This window comes from Janthinobacterium sp. GW823-FHT03B06 (assembly GCF_058796955.1).
The window spans coordinates 206,800-221,322 of sequence record NZ_JBXAJE010000003.1 but is presented as its reverse complement, the minus strand read 5'-3'; the positions used below and the strand labels follow the sequence as shown (position 1 = coordinate 221,322).

At 52.8% G+C, this 14,523-nt stretch carries 16 protein-coding genes; 14 read left to right on the top strand and 2 right to left on the bottom strand.

The window, feature by feature from the left end:
* Nucleotides 1–5 precede the first annotated feature (5 nt).
* The 14 genes from AC1RBA_RS12015 (at nt 6) to AC1RBA_RS11950 (ending at nt 12,910) form a co-directional block, all read left to right on the top strand.
* Complete coding sequence (locus tag AC1RBA_RS12015) at nt 6–281, top strand: hypothetical protein (protein ID WP_492418381.1); 276 nt, start codon at nt 6–8, stop codon at nt 279–281.
* On the top strand, nt 281–2,152 hold the full coding sequence (locus tag AC1RBA_RS12010) for a replication endonuclease (protein ID WP_492418379.1): 1,872 nt from the start codon (nt 281–283) through the stop codon (nt 2,150–2,152). The genes AC1RBA_RS12015 and AC1RBA_RS12010 overlap by 1 nt, the downstream gene beginning before the upstream one ends.
* Before the next feature lie 106 nt (nt 2,153–2,258).
* A complete protein-coding gene (locus AC1RBA_RS12005) occupies nt 2,259–2,597 on the top strand; it encodes a single-stranded DNA-binding protein (RefSeq protein WP_492418377.1) in 339 nt (112 codons plus the stop codon).
* A 21-nt stretch (nt 2,598–2,618) separates the two neighbouring features.
* Nucleotides 2,619–2,705, top strand: a complete 87-nt coding sequence (locus AC1RBA_RS12000) for a tail virion protein G7P-2 (protein ID WP_492418790.1) — start codon at nt 2,619–2,621, stop codon at nt 2,703–2,705.
* Nucleotides 2,706–3,006: 301 nt separating this feature from the next.
* Nucleotides 3,007–3,222: a major coat protein gene (locus AC1RBA_RS11995; RefSeq protein WP_492418375.1), complete on the top strand. Its 216-nt coding sequence runs from the start codon at nt 3,007–3,009 to the stop codon at nt 3,220–3,222.
* Between the two features lie 65 nt (nt 3,223–3,287).
* Nucleotides 3,288–4,859, top strand: a complete 1,572-nt coding sequence (locus tag AC1RBA_RS11990; RefSeq protein ID WP_492418373.1) for a hypothetical protein — start codon at nt 3,288–3,290, stop codon at nt 4,857–4,859.
* Between the two features lie 23 nt (nt 4,860–4,882).
* On the top strand, nt 4,883–5,293 hold the full coding sequence (locus tag AC1RBA_RS11985; protein ID WP_492418372.1) for a hypothetical protein: 411 nt from the start codon (nt 4,883–4,885) through the stop codon (nt 5,291–5,293).
* A gap of 10 nt (nt 5,294–5,303) precedes the next feature.
* Entirely contained in the window at nt 5,304–5,606 is a 303-nt protein-coding gene (locus AC1RBA_RS11980; RefSeq protein ID WP_070345888.1) for a hypothetical protein, read from the top strand.
* 188 nt (nt 5,607–5,794) lie between these two features.
* A complete protein-coding gene (locus tag AC1RBA_RS11975; protein ID WP_492418369.1) occupies nt 5,795–6,949 on the top strand; it encodes a zonular occludens toxin domain-containing protein in 1,155 nt (384 codons plus the stop codon).
* A complete protein-coding gene (locus AC1RBA_RS11970; protein ID WP_492418367.1) occupies nt 6,946–8,235 on the top strand; it encodes a type II secretion system protein GspD in 1,290 nt (429 codons plus the stop codon). The genes AC1RBA_RS11975 and AC1RBA_RS11970 overlap by 4 nt, the downstream gene beginning before the upstream one ends.
* Before the next feature lie 355 nt (nt 8,236–8,590).
* On the top strand, nt 8,591–8,818 hold the full coding sequence (locus AC1RBA_RS11965; RefSeq protein ID WP_492418365.1) for a hypothetical protein: 228 nt from the start codon (nt 8,591–8,593) through the stop codon (nt 8,816–8,818).
* A gap of 1,024 nt (nt 8,819–9,842) precedes the next feature.
* Complete coding sequence (locus tag AC1RBA_RS11960; protein ID WP_492418364.1) at nt 9,843–10,544, top strand: hypothetical protein; 702 nt, start codon at nt 9,843–9,845, stop codon at nt 10,542–10,544.
* 793 nt (nt 10,545–11,337) lie between these two features.
* Nucleotides 11,338–12,216: a hypothetical protein gene (locus AC1RBA_RS11955; RefSeq protein ID WP_492418363.1), complete on the top strand. Its 879-nt coding sequence runs from the start codon at nt 11,338–11,340 to the stop codon at nt 12,214–12,216.
* Nucleotides 12,209–12,910 (top strand): hypothetical protein, encoded by a 702-nt coding sequence (locus AC1RBA_RS11950; RefSeq protein WP_492418361.1) that lies wholly within the window; start codon nt 12,209–12,211, stop codon nt 12,908–12,910. Before AC1RBA_RS11955 ends, AC1RBA_RS11950 begins: the two co-directional genes overlap by 8 nt.
* Before the next feature lie 263 nt (nt 12,911–13,173).
* Here AC1RBA_RS11950 and AC1RBA_RS11945 read toward each other — a convergent pair whose 3' ends face one another.
* Together AC1RBA_RS11945 and AC1RBA_RS11940 are read right to left on the bottom strand one after the other, a co-directional pair.
* Nucleotides 13,174–14,010, bottom strand: coding sequence for a MipA/OmpV family protein (locus AC1RBA_RS11945; RefSeq protein ID WP_492418359.1), 837 nt, complete (start codon nt 14,008–14,010; stop codon nt 13,174–13,176).
* Complete coding sequence (locus AC1RBA_RS11940) at nt 14,007–14,399, bottom strand: hypothetical protein (protein ID WP_492418357.1); 393 nt, start codon at nt 14,397–14,399, stop codon at nt 14,007–14,009. The genes AC1RBA_RS11945 and AC1RBA_RS11940 overlap by 4 nt, the downstream gene beginning before the upstream one ends.
* Between the last annotated feature and the right edge of the window lie 124 nt (nt 14,400–14,523).

Here is a 14,523-nt window from a genome sequence, read left to right as displayed (position 1 = left end):
GGTCCATGCAAATGACTGGTTTCAACCCGGCTATTCGTGCCGTTGATGCAGAAGCTGTCCGTGGAATTTTTTGGATGCGCGCGTCAATCTCAGCCCGTACTGTCGCCGTTATGGCTGCAAATTTTCCTGCTGAGCGCGCCACTAGCAGCCTTATGTCTTTTGATACGCGAGAGCGAGATATCGTTTGGAATGCACTTCAAAGGTTGTTGTGTGAACTGATCGTGATACAGAAATGCATGTGTGACACGGCTATGAACAATCCTGCCAGCAAGGTGCACTGATGCAGAACATGGGGATACCCTTACGTATGGCAAATGCCGTGCATCGTTTGTTTGGTGGATTGAACATGCGCCGACAGCGCGTAATTGATGCCTTATTGGCTGACGATTTGCGTCTACCGCTGGTAGATCAATACGGTGTTATGACAGGGCCTATCGCTATTTCGGTGGCTGCGGAACAAGCGGCACGGGAGTGCTATTTAGTTTGTGATCGCGTCCAGACCGCTGACGCTATTCAGGCAGGTATTGCCGAAGTGTGCGCGCGCCGAGGCGTTTCAGAACCCGTGGCCAGAACCCTGGGCGGGTATATCGCGCGTGCTGTTGATAAGGGATGGTGGCGACGGAGGTTGCGCAAGGAACTTGTGCGCCGGTTTGAACACACGTCGATACAGCTTGGCCTGACACACTTGCGTGCTGATCCTTACATCAGCCGTGAAATAGCGATAGCGCAGGCGGCGCAAAACAATGAAAACCAAAAATTGTTGGAATTATGTATCGCTACTAATGAGTACGGTGATGTGTACAGCTTAGCCAAGCTGGCTACGTTGGGGACTGCGAATAAGGCGATTCGTCGTGGTGAACTGATGCTACGTATTCGAGGATTTGAAGAGGTGGCGAGCGTGCTGGGGCATGTCGGTATGTTCTGGACGATTACTTGTCCCAGTAAATTCCATAGCGTAGGTGGTACGAACGATGGTTACAAAGACTTTACGCCATCCGACGCGCAGAAGTATCTAGTTGGCGTGTGGGCCTTGATTCGTTCAGCACTCCATCGTCGTGGCATTAGGCCCTATGGTTTCCGTATTGCAGAGCCTCATACAGACGGCTGTCCGCACTGGCACATGCTGCTTTTCTTAGCTCCGCACGAAGTTGAGATCATGGAGCGTGTAATCCGTAAGTACGCGCTGCAAATGGATGGAGACGAGGATGGTGCCCAGAAAAACCGAGTCAAATTGGTCGAGATCGAGGCAGGGAAGGGGACCGCAGCGGGTTACATCGCCAAGTACGTAAGCAAGAATATCGATGGGACGGGCGTAGGCGATCATAAGACTTTCGAAAGTGGGAAGACTTACGTCATTACTGTGGACAGATTCGGTGATGTTGAATTGACGGCGTCCCAGCGTGTGACGTATTGGGCGCAAGTTTGGGATATTCGTCAGTTCCAGCCAATTGGCGGGCCGCAAATCTCGGTATGGCGCGAGCTAAGCCGTTTAGACGAAGGTGCTTTGCTGCACGCGGATGAGCTAATTCGTGACGCGTACCAAGCGACGCAAAAGGTTGAGTCGGATGATCCGGCAGTTGTACAGCGGGCGGATTTCGCGCGATTCATTTGGGCTATGGGCGGACCTCAATGTGGCCGCGATACACAGATACGGTTGGCTTCGAGAGAGGTGATGGTCGCTGGCCGGTATGAGACTGAGGAAGTGGAAAAGCCTGTAGGCGTGTACTTGGCGCGCCAGCCACAAGTCGTTTATGAGTCCGTGCGTTACCAATGGACGATCACAGGACCCGGCGGGAGCGTCGGATCGTCCTTTGCCGGTCATAGCGTCGGGGCGTGCCCATCTCCGCCCTGGACTCGAATCGCGGCCGCTTCTGCCTCTACTTGGACTAGTGTAAATAAGTATACGCAGTCCGCAGAAGCGAAGCCAGCGGCTCAGCCAAAAAATAAAATTGTCTCTTCGCCCTTCGATGCTGGACGAATTTCTGATCGTAATCACGTTCGATGTGCAGAGGTGGACCACATCGCTGTCTACCTGCGGCATCGGAAACGTGCCCCAGGTGCCCCGAGCGTGCATTTGGAATACCTACGCGAAAAATATAGGGACCGCCATGAGATACCCGTCACAAGCTTGCGCACGCCATCAGTGCATTAAAAATAGCTTCAAAGGTTTAGCAAGCGATTGTGTTTTGTACCGGCGCGCAATCGTGAGAAGTAGCACGCAAGCCGGAAATTATGCAGATAGTTTAGGGGAATAAAAAATGGCGGAATCGAACGTAATGATGAAGATGGACGACAAGAAGGGCCATCAGGCAAGCAAGGCAATGCAGGTGATGGTGAGCGGTCGTATCGAGGGTTCCAAAACCTATGAAGGAAAACGCTATACACAGGTGATCACCCCTGCGGCCGATGTCTATTCGCGGCCGCAGATGGTTGAGATTCGTAGCAAAGCTCGTTTGGGCGATAAGGGCGAGGAAATCTCCGCCCCATGTGTGTTGGGCGGTTTCCAGCGCAAGCCGTATGAAACGAAGGATAAGCAAACCGGTGAGGTTGTGAAGGTAGTGCCGGTTGAGCATACGCTCGATCTCATCGAAGAGTAATCGTTGCTAGGCGAGGAAGACATGGATGCTGTTTCATCTCAAGTTGTGATTTCAATTGCAGTTGTTGTCTTGTTCGCTCTCGGTTGGATTGCCGGAGGGCAGCGATGAGTGGTCTGTTCGAGTCTCTCGGGCCGATCCTACTCCTGACAGGACTATTTGTCGCCGCCGTCTATCTTGTCAAGTACGTCATTCATCGGATGGTGGACCACAAATGACCATTTACCAAGTTGTCGGCTACTGCCTAACTGCGTTCGGCCTGGGCTATGCGGGTGGCGCGATTCGACGTATTGCCCGTCAGGCTATCGAGTCGCTTGACTAGGCCCATGGCTTACCGAGATAAATTTTTCGAAGTACTCCCAGGCGTCGCCAAACCAGGGTTTTATTAACGGCATTTTTTAGAGAGTCACACATGAAAGTAATCATCAAAAAGGCGCTGGTAGCCGCTTCCGCAATGGCAGCTACCGGTGCAGCCTTTGCCGCTGGTGACCCGGGCGTCGAAGCCATTACTGCGCTGTCCGCGCAGGCGCAGACTTACATCACTGCTGCTTTCGCGGTCGCCGTGTTGGTTGCTGGGGGCTTCTGGGGCATCAAGATGATGAAGAAAGCATTTGGTAAAGCTGGCTAATCTTTTCCCGATTTACCTTGCGGCCAGCGTTTAATCACCTGGCCGTTTTATATGGCATCCACTCCATGGCATCGTTCAAGAAAACTGTCGTCATCCTATTTGTATCTGCCACGCTTGCGTTCGTGCCAATCCGGTCTCAGGCGATTGTTCCATTGATTGCGGGCTGGCTTTTAGAGATCACGTACGGTTCTATTCTCATCAGCGATATTGTTGCCGGGGTGACTGGCTCGATATCTGCACTTTTTTGGTATGAGTGCAATAAGTTTGGAAGTATCAATACGAGTGTGTGCAATAACAAGCCTCCATCGATGCCTGCCGCACAGGCTCCCAAGCCAGCTATCACCGTTAACCTTAAGCCTGATGCAAAACGAGAAAATCCTGATCCAAAGAAGTTTTCCGACCCGGCCCCAGGTAGTGGCAAGCGCGATGTGACGCCGAAACCGCAGATTGCAGCTAGCGGTAATCCACCCCCTCCACCTCCTGCCGGTCCGATTAGCATTGGTGTCTTTGCACAAAATCCGTCCGAACCGCACAACGATCCTTCTGCTGAGTCCACCCGTATTTGGATGGCCAAACAGTCACATGCCTATGGAGATGGGTATGTTGCCGGTGTTATTACCGTTAAGCAGATGTTTGCGCCAGACCGCGCTTTTCCTTTTGTCGCCAAAGTTGTCACATGCAGGTTTCGTCCAGATATTAATCCTAGCTCCGAAGAAGGGTTGGCTGAGAGCGCTGATTGTCTGGCAAAAGCAGACGCGAGTAATGCTGCCCTAGAAGCGCGTTATCTTACGTCTGCTCGCGATTCATATTGGATTCGCATTCCCTCAGACGGGCTACGCCCAGGTGACCTTAACGTTAGCACTGATGTTAGAGGCAAAGCTGTTGTGTTCTATGATCAGGCCCGTGATGTCGATGTTAGCTGCGATCCTGGCTACAGTGCGTCGGCTTCTGATTCGAGCAAGTGTGATCTCACGAATGTATCTGCGGTGAAGAAGCCTGCCGATACAACTTGTGAAATTTTGTTCGACCCTGCGACCAAGCAAATGTTGACGGATAAGGCGAACCCGGCGTGTGATGGTTTGTCCGATACGGCCAAACTGACGCTTGCATCCCAGGACGGCTCTCAATCCATCGAGGTGGGCGCCAACGCTGGTAATGGATTCGACATCAGCATCACCAAGTCGGATGGCAGCAAGACGGGCCTCGACACTGGAGTGTACGATCCTGGAACCGGGGGCTATGTCATCGTACACGTTAACATTACGCCTCCCGAGAATCCCGACAAAGGCTTGGGTTGTGGTGGGCCTGGTCAAAGCGCGTGCAGCGTTGAGTTTGCACGCGACGATGCCACTAGTGTCAAGTCCAGTGATACCAACGCCGCCAACCGGGCTGCCGACACGGGCATGAAGGGCAAGCTCGATGCGATTAGTTCAAGTCAGTTCAACTGGTCTTTCATTCCCTCGATACCTACGGCAGTCTGTAAAAATCCGTCGCTCAAAAGTCCCATAGGCAACGTTACCATCAACATGGATATTTGCGTCTGGTTTGACCGTCTCTCGTTCTTTATCAACGCTGTGCTTGGTGTGCTGTGTATTTACGGCTGCGTTAACCAAATTCAATCTGCCATTCGGGACTGATCATGAGGCGATTCCCTTTCCTAATGCTGGGTTTATCCGTCGTAGGCCTTGCAGCGACAGCCTCGGTCAATACCCAGACCACTAGCACGGCATGTGGTGGTTCTTCGCAGCCTCGCTGTCAAATCACAGCACCTGCCGATCAAGCGACAACCGATTACACGAAATCGAACACGGACAATATTGGCGCTTGGAATACTTATTCTCAGTCGCAGATAAATGTCGCATCGAACCGTTTCACTTGGTCGTTTGTACCGAAAATTCCGACTGCGGCTTGCGTCAATCCCATGATCGACGGCCCCAATGGTAGTGGTGCGGTGATGATGGACATTTGCTCCCCGCTTGCCACCTTCCAGACGTTCATTAATGGCGTCTTGGCTTTCTTCTGTCTGCTGGGCTGTGTCCAGCAAATTCGGGCCGCACTGGCCGTCAACTAGGAGCATCATCATGTGGGCAACTCTTATTGGTTATCTCGGCTTCGAGAATACCGCCAAAGTCGGGATGCGCGTTTGGGCTGTCACCACGCTAACGGCAATGGTCGCAGCGTTATGGGCCGCTGGCCAGGTCTGCGCAAACGTTGTTTGCGGTCCCGTCATTCAAGGCATTAGCCAGTCTCACCCTAACTTCGCAGTGGGCTTGTCGCTTGCATTCAACCCGGTCACGTACACGCTCGCCAGCGTGTATTGCAGCGTGTGGGCAGCATGCGCCCTATACACGTACAAGAAGACCATCCTCGACAAGCTGATTTGACATGTTCGTCTCTACGAGCTGGCGCGCCGCTATATGTCCGTCTAAAGGCGTGTCAGCTTTACATCTACAAGAAACTCACTTTGGATAAATGATGATAATTTTAAAATTCTTTCTGGTCTTTTTGTCTGGCTTGATTGTCGGTTTTATTTTCGGCTTGTTCTCGTCTAAGCGCTATTGGAGATCGTGACATGGCGGTCTACGCAATCACCGGCAAGCTCGGAAGCGGCAAGGGCAAGGGTGCAATGAAGCTGTTGCGTGACTATCTGCGCGCTGGCAAGCGCGTTGCGACAAACTGTGACGTGTTCATGGAACATATGATGCCGGGGCAGTCGAGGCAGACCGTTATTCGGGTGCCGGACAAACCCACGTCGGCGGACCTGTACGCCATTGGCTCAGGCAACCGCTTCATCGACTTCGAGCCTGTGCTCAAATACACCGCCAAGGGGTTCGAGTACACGCCTCCCGCGCCGCAGCTTCTCCCCGGTTTCGACGAGTCGCACAACGGGGCGCTGTTCCTCGACGAATGCGCGTCCTGGTTGAATACCCGGGACTTCCAAGCTGGCGGACGTAAGGAGCTGCTGGAATGGGCGATCCATGCACGTAAGTACGGATGGGATGTGTACTTCATCTGCCAGAACATCAGCCAGATTGACAAGCAGTTGCGTGACAGCCTGTTCGAGTACGTGGTGCGCATGAGCCGCCTCGACCGGATGAAAGTGCCGTTTGTTTCGGCCGCCTTCAAGCTGATCACGGCGGGCTTCAGCGACGGCTCACTGCCTCGCATGCATATCGGCGTGGTGCGCCTCGGTTGCTCTCCTGATGGCGTCGTAGCCGACCGCTGGCACTTCCGGGGTGATGACCTGAACCGGGCCTATAACACCACACAGGTGTTCTCGGACAGCTACCCGCACGCTATCCACTGCTTGCTGCCTAGCTGGCACTTGCAGTCCCGCACGGGCATCCGTCCTGGCTTCATTGGTCCTGTACGTATTCCCCAGGACTACGAATTGCTCGCAGGCCGCCCGATCCCTCCCAAACCACCGCACAAGCACATGACCAAGTTTCTCGCAATAGCTCTAATGTTTGGCCTCGTCCTCGGGGGCGTAGGTTCCCATGTACTTAGACCGATGTTTTTCACCCCCTCTGCCGCCGTAGCCGATGCTGCCAAGCCTGTTAAATTCTCCGAGACTGTTACCGGCAAAGGGTTTCTCACCAATTCCGGTTCGGTGAGCGTGGTTCTTTCCGATGGCCGTGTTGTATCGCCGCTGCGCTTCAAGTCTGGTGCCAGCGGTTGGGAGGCCGAAATCGAGACAGGTCTGTGGGTCAGAGGAGGTGCGCAATGAAGCGCTTCCTGTCTGCCCTGATCCTCGCCCCGGTCTTGGCGTTTGCCGCACCTGCTCCGGCTCCGGTTTCATTGAGCTTCGATGCCACGCCGCTGATGGCGTTCGGCGAAGCTATGTTTAAGGCGATCATGCATCGGGACTTCGTGGTATCACCCGACGTTATCGGAATCGACAAAAGAATTACGATCAAAGTAAAGAACATCGACCTCGCCGAGCTGCCACGCTTCGTTGAAGACCTGCTGCTGCGCGAAGGAATTGCGACAACGCTCAAGGGCGGTATCTACTACTTGTCGCTGAACCGTGAGAGCGGCCCTCAGGATGTCATTGCAAGCCAGCAGCTACCTGCGCACTCGGCTAATCAGGCAATGAGCCTCACTGGCCCGCAAATCGCGCCGATTGGCATCGATGGTCACGTGATGCAAGATGCCGCAGGTTTTCAGACGCGGAAAGAAGACGAAGAATCGGAACTTTTTGCTCCCATTCACCGGACCAGCGAATTTGTGAGCGCAGTTGTCGCCGCTGGTTTCGGTGCTAAGGCGGCCACCGTCGCTGGCGAATTGGTGGTGCTTACTGGCTCAAAAGCAGCTGTTTCTAAGATGCTTTTGTTGTGCCGCAGTCTTGACACGCACGCTAAGATGGTCGACGTCTCCGCATCGTGGATTGAAGTCACTAACAGCAGCGGCTCTGGCCGTGGCATTTCATTGGCGGCTTCCTTTCTGGGGGCCAAGCTGGGAGCCTCGCTCGGTACAACCAATTCGGGTTCGGTCATCAGTCTGAAGAACACACGCTTTGAGCTGGTGATCGATGCGCTTAATAGCGATACACGTTTCAAACAGGTTACGAACAGCCGTCTTGTTGGCTATGACAGGACCAAGCTTAAATTGACGGTGGGTGACAAGACGGCCACTGTTTCCAGTAGTGGCAACGACAATGCAGGCAATCGGGTTCAAAACATTGTGTATACGCCGTCCGGGGTCATCATTGACGCCTTGCCTCGCGTATTGGGGAACGGAGAGATTAGCCTGGACGTGGATGCGCAGATCAGTAGCTTTAAAGCAAATAGTAGCGGGCTTGTCGGGTCCCCGACACTCATCCTGCGCCAGTTGACCACCACCGTAGGTCTTAAAGATGGTGACGTAATGCTCCTGGGCGGATTGCAGGATACCCAGTCGTCGGAATCGAAATCTGGGTTGAGTTTCCTGCCTGCATCATGGTCCGCTGGGTCGGACAGCAAGACTCAGACCGATCTAGTGCTCGTGGTATCTGCAAAGGTCTTAGAGGACTAGGGTAAATTGTATTGCTATTTGCAACAGCTGCAACAGCTGCAACAGGCTGATGAACGAACGTTTCATCGCCGTATGTTGTTGCGATTCTGGGATTATCATGGGATGGTTGGACGGGGTAACGGCTCAACTAAATGAGGATGGCAACTCAGCTCAATCACGACGCGCACTCGACTTCTGAGTGTTTATGCGTGAATATATTCGGAACATCAGTCAAGGGCACGTTGAATATCTTAAGAGGTTTTATCGACGAGGAAATGTCGCGAAAAGCATCTGAAACCTGACCGTCGGCGCTGACGACTAAGCGACCCAGATTGCTGAAAATCGTTGATCTGGCTCAATGACCCAAGGGAAATAAATGAATACATATGTTCACCTAACCGATGTTGGATTCATGGCCAAGATGGAAGATGGGCGTTGCTTCGAGCTCTTCGATTTGCTTGGCTTGGCTCATGAGCTACACGCCGCTGGTGTAACTGCTGACGATGTGTCTTGCGGCGATTGGCGCGAAGGAGAGCATGTTTTGATGTCAGGTCAGCAGGTGGCCTTGAAATTTGAGTTACGCCGACTTGGGTTGCGCGCATGATTCTATTTTTGAATGTTGGCTCTGACGTCGAATTGCCCCTGAGTGTCAATCCCTAGCGCCCGTTGGGATCTGAGTGTTTATTCGTTGCATTCTGAGTGTTTATGCGTGAACAGTCTTGCCTCATATGTCATCTTGAACGACTCCCTTGGTTAAGTTGCGCTCTATTTAGGACGTTGTAGACATGGAAAAGAAAGGGGTTTTGTTCTTGGATTTTGATGGTGTTTTGTATCCAAACGCTAGAATTTCTCTCCTTGGGCCGCACACCAACTTGAACTGGAAGTCGGAAGGTATATCGTACTTCCAAGGCGTGAGATTTCGCGTATTTTTCAGATGTGCAAGATGCTATCCTCGCGATTGCCAGCTGAGTTCGGCCATCAACAGACATTTTTCCATTTGGGAAAATATTCGAGTTTGGATGCTTCGCAGTTTGTTATGCTCTTGGGAGATCACCGACCAAAAGTTGCTGCGTACTGGACATAAGCACTTCCTGACAGTGGGCCGGCGACTCTTCCCCACAAAGAGATAACCAATAATTGAAAGGGAGTAAAAATGAGTTCTGGACAATATTACATACAAGACGGTTACATATACGGGCCGAAAATGTCCGGGCAGTTTTACATCAAAGATGGGTACATCTACGGACCTCAGAATAGCGGGAAATATTATATCCAGAGTGACTATATTTATGGTCCAAAGAGGACAGGGTTATTTTATATAAGCAACAACTATATCTACGGACCTAATGAACCATTGCCCTGGATGGAAGAGTAACGCCAAATATTGCACGAGAGGTTACTTCGGTCATTTTTCCCAGCTACGGAAGGCAAAAATCGGCCAGCAGCCACTCGTCTGCTCGAGTGGCCATCAGCTCGCAAACAATTAATGCGATTGAAAGCCTTGATCTGGGATGCCATGCCAGCGAAACCTCTACAACGACACACTTCACACTAAGGGGAGAAAGAATGGAAGCAAGTCCCTGGGTTTGTGTTCCCAATGCCTGCACTTGCAGCCTAGTCGTCAAATTATGAACCTCATTATTCCCCCACATGAGGTCTACCGCACACACATGGCAGATGCAAAGCTCAGGATCGTCTCGTCCGAAAAGATCCTTGCTGCCGTAAAGCCCCTCACCGGTTACGCTGCTCTAGACATAGAGTTCTGTTTCCTACAAATTCGTCGTGTTATTGAGGCGATCACCTTCGGCGCAATGATCTGTGAGGAGGCTAGATATGCCGCATTGCGCGGTATTGAGAAAAGTATAAACGCACGAGATCACGGGGATGCCTCACGGGATTGGCAAGCGCCCGAGATACTCAAGCGTTTGGTTTCTCTCAGCCCGCATGTCTTGCCAATTCCACATAAAGAAGGGAAGGTGGTTTCGCCTGGCTTGATTCACTTTGATCGACAAAGGATTGAGATTAGTCATGCTCGCCTCATTGATTTGTACACGCGAAGTGGTGGTTTTCTTCATGCCAAAAATCCGATAAGTCGAGACTTTGTAGCACTGGTCGAAGCCCAACGAGAAAAGTACGTCGCAGCGCCGCTTGAAGTAAGTCGAGCGCTTACATTTCTCCGTCAACTCCTCTGGCAGCATGCGGTAGTTATCCTTGAACCGTCCGGCCAACATGACCCACGCACTCCAGCAAATCCGAAGCATGCCTGGCTGGTAAATTTCGGCATCAATGATGGGCCAGATGTCAGTATCGTTCTCGCAGAGGCCGTGTGACGTGGCCTTTAAGCGCTGCATTGCGCTTAACGCCCCTTATTTCAATCGCTAATGGGCCTCCTCACGGTCGCGTTAGCGTTGGTTTTGGGGCGAAGGCAGCATTTCGGTTATTTGCAACATGAGCATATCCGGCAGAAGAATGACTGCCCGGCTTGAGATGCTAATAGGTGTCCTCCGTCAAATGCCATCAGTTCGTAATGGATAGTTTTTCGTAGTTTGGAAGCCTATATTCTGAACGTTTGCGGGACCCTTTTCGAGGCAGCCGCAGCGTCCCGGGAGGGCGCTGGGTTTCGGCTGGCGCTCACGGCGAGCAGGCGCCCGAAGCCCCGCAAGGGGTGAGCCGGTAGGAGCCGGGCCGGTAGGCCTTGGCCGTACACGGCCAACTCCGTATCCCGGTGAAGGTCTGCGAATCCGACCACTAGATGTCGATCCCCCTACCGGACTTCTCGACGGCATTTGGACTTGCCCTTGGGAGGGCCGTCGGTGATAGTTCTACTCTGATGCGCTGTCCACATAAAGTGACTATTTGATGGATGCCGAGTGATCTCCAGGACGTTTCCTGGTGGCTCGATCGCAGCCATTCTCACCGTGCGAACTTTTGCGGCCGCTCAAATGGTACCCGTCCGAACCCCGGTATAATTGCAGTTCGCTTGGAGTCCGAATTGTCATTTTCCTTGTTCTTTGCACTGTTTCGATTGTGTTAATTTTACAGCATGAGTTAATCTCTCCTTAATTTTTCTTGCTTTGGATTCGATACTCGGCTAGTGTTTGATTTTGTTAACTCAAGGCAAACATGTCGGCCATTATTCAGCTTACGTTCGATGGGGCGCTCGTTCGGAATCATCATCAGGTCACGATGAGGGATTTGAGTAAGACCATGGTTTCAATTCAGTCGGCGGCTGATCGCGCATGTTTAGACGTGCTACATGGCAATGTTTGGAAGCACCAGAAACTTCGCCGCCAACAGTATGAAATGGTCGAGTTCATTGTTGGTGATCCTCAAGAAGGTAGCTATGTAATTGATTTCATTTCCCATCTGGCAGGAAATATTGTCGACCGGATGCGGAGAGCTATCGAAAATCCATACGGCCAGGCCATCGCAGAAGCAGAGGCAGAAATATACACGATCGGACATCAGATTGCAGGTAGAAAAGACCTTGCAGACAACCCTGATAATCTGATCAAATTCAACGATCTGAAGGATGCTAAAAATCCCCTGATTACCCGAAGTTACGGAGACAAATCAATTAACAAGGAATTCGCACAAATGCTGAATTCTGTAGCGAGAGAGCCTGAGGGTTATCTAAGGCTGGTTCTGAAGGCCGATGATTATTCTCCAGCTTATACGTTTGAATTTGATAACGAGATTGCGAAGAAATTTAAGCGGATAGTTGGAGCGCGTCAACTTGGACATCCTGTAATATATGAAGGGTCTGTACGTCAGCTAGACAAGGGAACTGCGCGTATGAAGAATTTCACCGGTAAATTCATCAATGTAGCGAACAATAAGACTGTAGTTTTGAAGATCGAAGATCGAGAGGATTTTGACACTTTGGTGCCGTTCCTCACTAGCGATGAGCCAATAAAAATTGTGGCGTCGCCGATCATTGAATTTGCATCGTTCGATCCAACAGGCGGCGACATCCAATTTTTGAAAATGTATAATGGCTGACGGTCTAAAACTAGATAAGGTGAAAGAGCAGTATGTGGATGCTGTCGTTTCTATTGTGCCCTTCGCCCAAGCGTTGTTCATAGTGTTGATGGTGATGGTTGCCGACCAATTTTCAGAGAGAGGATCCACCTCGCTTTTACATGCGTTGAGTAATATTGGCTTCAAATCCGCATTAGGCCCCGGAGTAGGTAGATTTTGGGAAGTTGGTTTTATCGGGATTGCTGTCTCGTTTCTATTGGCGCTAGTCAACATATTCATCTTGCGTTCCGCTCTTGAATACTCAATTCAAACAGCAGGTCTGAATCAAGCAATCAGCACTTGGCAAGTGTCTGCTGCTCGAAGCTTGCTGAGCTTGAATGACGCTCAAAAAACGGCAATAAAAGATTCTTTTCGATTAGAAATCGATCTACGTTTGAAAAGATACCGTACAAGACGGATCGCCGCTGAAGTTGTTGCATCGCTAACCGCTGTTGGAGTCTACGCAACTTTGCTCCTCGGATGGTTAGCTTTTCGAAGTGGTTTCTCGTTAGCATATTCCTGGCCAGATGCGATATTTATTGTTACGGCACTAATATCTAGCTTTATTCTGCATCGTGGATCGTTGCAATATGCGATAAAGAAAATTCTTCCGTTGAAGGTATATCTCGCAGTCTTAACCGGAGAGATCGTATTCTTTGAGGAGCTAACTAGCTAGAGCGGCGGGGGAATTTTCAAACGCCTGCGTGGTTGACCTCCCGACGCAGTTTGTACTCTCCCGTAAAGTGGGTACGCAAGTGAGTATAAACGGATGAGATTGTTATTTTGTTCAATAAAAACAACGTTATTTTAGCCTTCTTTCGGTTTAACGTCTAATCCCTGCGCCGGTCCCATACGGGACGACAACGAACCCTGCAAGTCATTGATTTGCAGGGTTTTTTATTGCCCGGATGGCCAGCATGTCTGCCATCGGCTGGTTCTCTAATCGTCGTGGCCCCGTGCCAGGCTCTCCGAGCGCTGCCACGTCCACATCAGGCCGATGCCGGCCGAGGTGCCGCTGTTCTGGCGCAGCAGGGGGCTGGCGCGGTTGGCGGCGCCCGTGTAGTTGTCGTAGCGTAAAAAGGCAAAGGCGCGCCAGTCCCGCTGCAGCCGGTAGGAGCCGCCCAGGCCCAGACGGGTGAGCATCAGCCCGCTTTTGGCCGCATACGCGGGGCGCCCATCGGTGGCAAACGCGGGGCTGACGCCATACAAGTAATCGTTGATGGCGGCATTGCCCAGCACGGCGCCGACGCTGGCATCGACATGCCATGCCTGCTGCTCGCCTTGCAGCGCGTACACGAGGCGCGGTTCGAACGTGGCGCCCTGGCGGTGCAGGCCGCCGCGCGCTTCGATGACGGCGCGCAAGGGCAGTTCCAGGCCCAGGCGGCTGTGCTGCGTCGGCTCGGCCAGCTTGATTTTCAGGCGCGGGCCAAATTCCACCAAGGTGCCCAGGTCGGGCATGCCGCGCCGGGCCGGCACGTCGCTGGAGCGGGCCGGCAAGGACAGGGCAAAACCGATATCGAAGTCGAGGCGATCCGTATCGAGCAGGCGCGCGCCCACGCCGGAACGGTCGGCGCGCAATACTTTCCCGCGATAAATCAGATAGGGCAGGGCCAGGCTGCGCGTCGAGCGTTCGCTGGCGCCAGGATAGGCGGGCGTGACGGCCGTGCCGCCAAACACGCCCGCTTCCCATAAAGGCAGCGGTTGTTCAACGGCGCGCACCGGCGCCATGGCGGCGAGGAGGGTGGATGCTGCCAGCAAGGTGCGCGCGACGCTCATGGGGGACCTGCGCAAGGTTTGCCGGCCTGTAGCGATTCCAGCGCCTTGTCGCTGAGGGCGCTCGATGTACGGGCCTGCTTTGCCAGCGCGTTAGCCTGGCGGAAATGAAATGCGGCCGCATCGTAGCGGCAGGCGGCGCTGGCGGCGCGTCCCGCTTCGTGGTGCAGCCGCGCCTGCCAAGCTGCATCGCCATGGCACAGTTCGGCATTCTCGGCCGCGGCCGCGTAGTTGCGCATGGCTTGCACCCAGTCGCCCTGGCCAGCGGCTTCACGTCCCCACTGCTCCTGCTGCGCCGCCGCGCGCAGTTCGACCTGGGTGGAGCAGGCGCCCAGCGCCATCAGGACGAACGGCAGTACGAGGCAAGAGCGGAAGGACGGGAGTGTGGACATGGCGCCACTGTAGCGCATGGGAAGGCGCGCACGTTTGCGCAGAACGCGTCAATCGGGACTTTTTTGTAGCACTGATGACATATAATTTGCACACGACTTTGTTATCTTTGACACATCACCGAAC

What these genes read in the sequence shown, in the direction of transcription:
- AC1RBA_RS11950 (WP_492418361.1), top strand. Translation starts at nt 12,209, where the DNA reads ATGGCTGACGGTCTAAAACTAGATAAGGTGAAAGAGCAGTATGTGGAT.
- AC1RBA_RS12005 (WP_492418377.1), top strand. Translation starts at nt 2,259, where the DNA reads ATGGCGGAATCGAACGTAATGATGAAGATGGACGACAAGAAGGGCCAT.
- AC1RBA_RS11955 (WP_492418363.1), top strand. Translation starts at nt 11,338, where the DNA reads ATGTCGGCCATTATTCAGCTTACGTTCGATGGGGCGCTCGTTCGGAAT.
- AC1RBA_RS11995 (WP_492418375.1), top strand. Translation starts at nt 3,007, where the DNA reads ATGAAAGTAATCATCAAAAAGGCGCTGGTAGCCGCTTCCGCAATGGCA.
- AC1RBA_RS11960 (WP_492418364.1), top strand. Translation starts at nt 9,843, where the DNA reads ATGAACCTCATTATTCCCCCACATGAGGTCTACCGCACACACATGGCA.
- AC1RBA_RS11945 (WP_492418359.1), bottom strand. Translation starts at nt 14,010, where the DNA reads ATGAGCGTCGCGCGCACCTTGCTGGCAGCATCCACCCTCCTCGCCGCC.
- AC1RBA_RS12010 (WP_492418379.1), top strand. Translation starts at nt 281, where the DNA reads ATGCAGAACATGGGGATACCCTTACGTATGGCAAATGCCGTGCATCGT.
- AC1RBA_RS12015 (WP_492418381.1), top strand. Translation starts at nt 6, where the DNA reads ATGCAAATGACTGGTTTCAACCCGGCTATTCGTGCCGTTGATGCAGAA.
- AC1RBA_RS11970 (WP_492418367.1), top strand. Translation starts at nt 6,946, where the DNA reads ATGAAGCGCTTCCTGTCTGCCCTGATCCTCGCCCCGGTCTTGGCGTTT.
- AC1RBA_RS11965 (WP_492418365.1), top strand. Translation starts at nt 8,591, where the DNA reads ATGAATACATATGTTCACCTAACCGATGTTGGATTCATGGCCAAGATG.
- AC1RBA_RS11940 (WP_492418357.1), bottom strand. Translation starts at nt 14,399, where the DNA reads ATGTCCACACTCCCGTCCTTCCGCTCTTGCCTCGTACTGCCGTTCGTC.
- AC1RBA_RS11980 (WP_070345888.1), top strand. Translation starts at nt 5,304, where the DNA reads ATGTGGGCAACTCTTATTGGTTATCTCGGCTTCGAGAATACCGCCAAA.
- AC1RBA_RS12000 (WP_492418790.1), top strand. Translation starts at nt 2,619, where the DNA reads ATGGATGCTGTTTCATCTCAAGTTGTGATTTCAATTGCAGTTGTTGTC.
- AC1RBA_RS11975 (WP_492418369.1), top strand. Translation starts at nt 5,795, where the DNA reads ATGGCGGTCTACGCAATCACCGGCAAGCTCGGAAGCGGCAAGGGCAAG.
- AC1RBA_RS11985 (WP_492418372.1), top strand. Translation starts at nt 4,883, where the DNA reads ATGCTGGGTTTATCCGTCGTAGGCCTTGCAGCGACAGCCTCGGTCAAT.
- AC1RBA_RS11990 (WP_492418373.1), top strand. Translation starts at nt 3,288, where the DNA reads ATGGCATCGTTCAAGAAAACTGTCGTCATCCTATTTGTATCTGCCACG.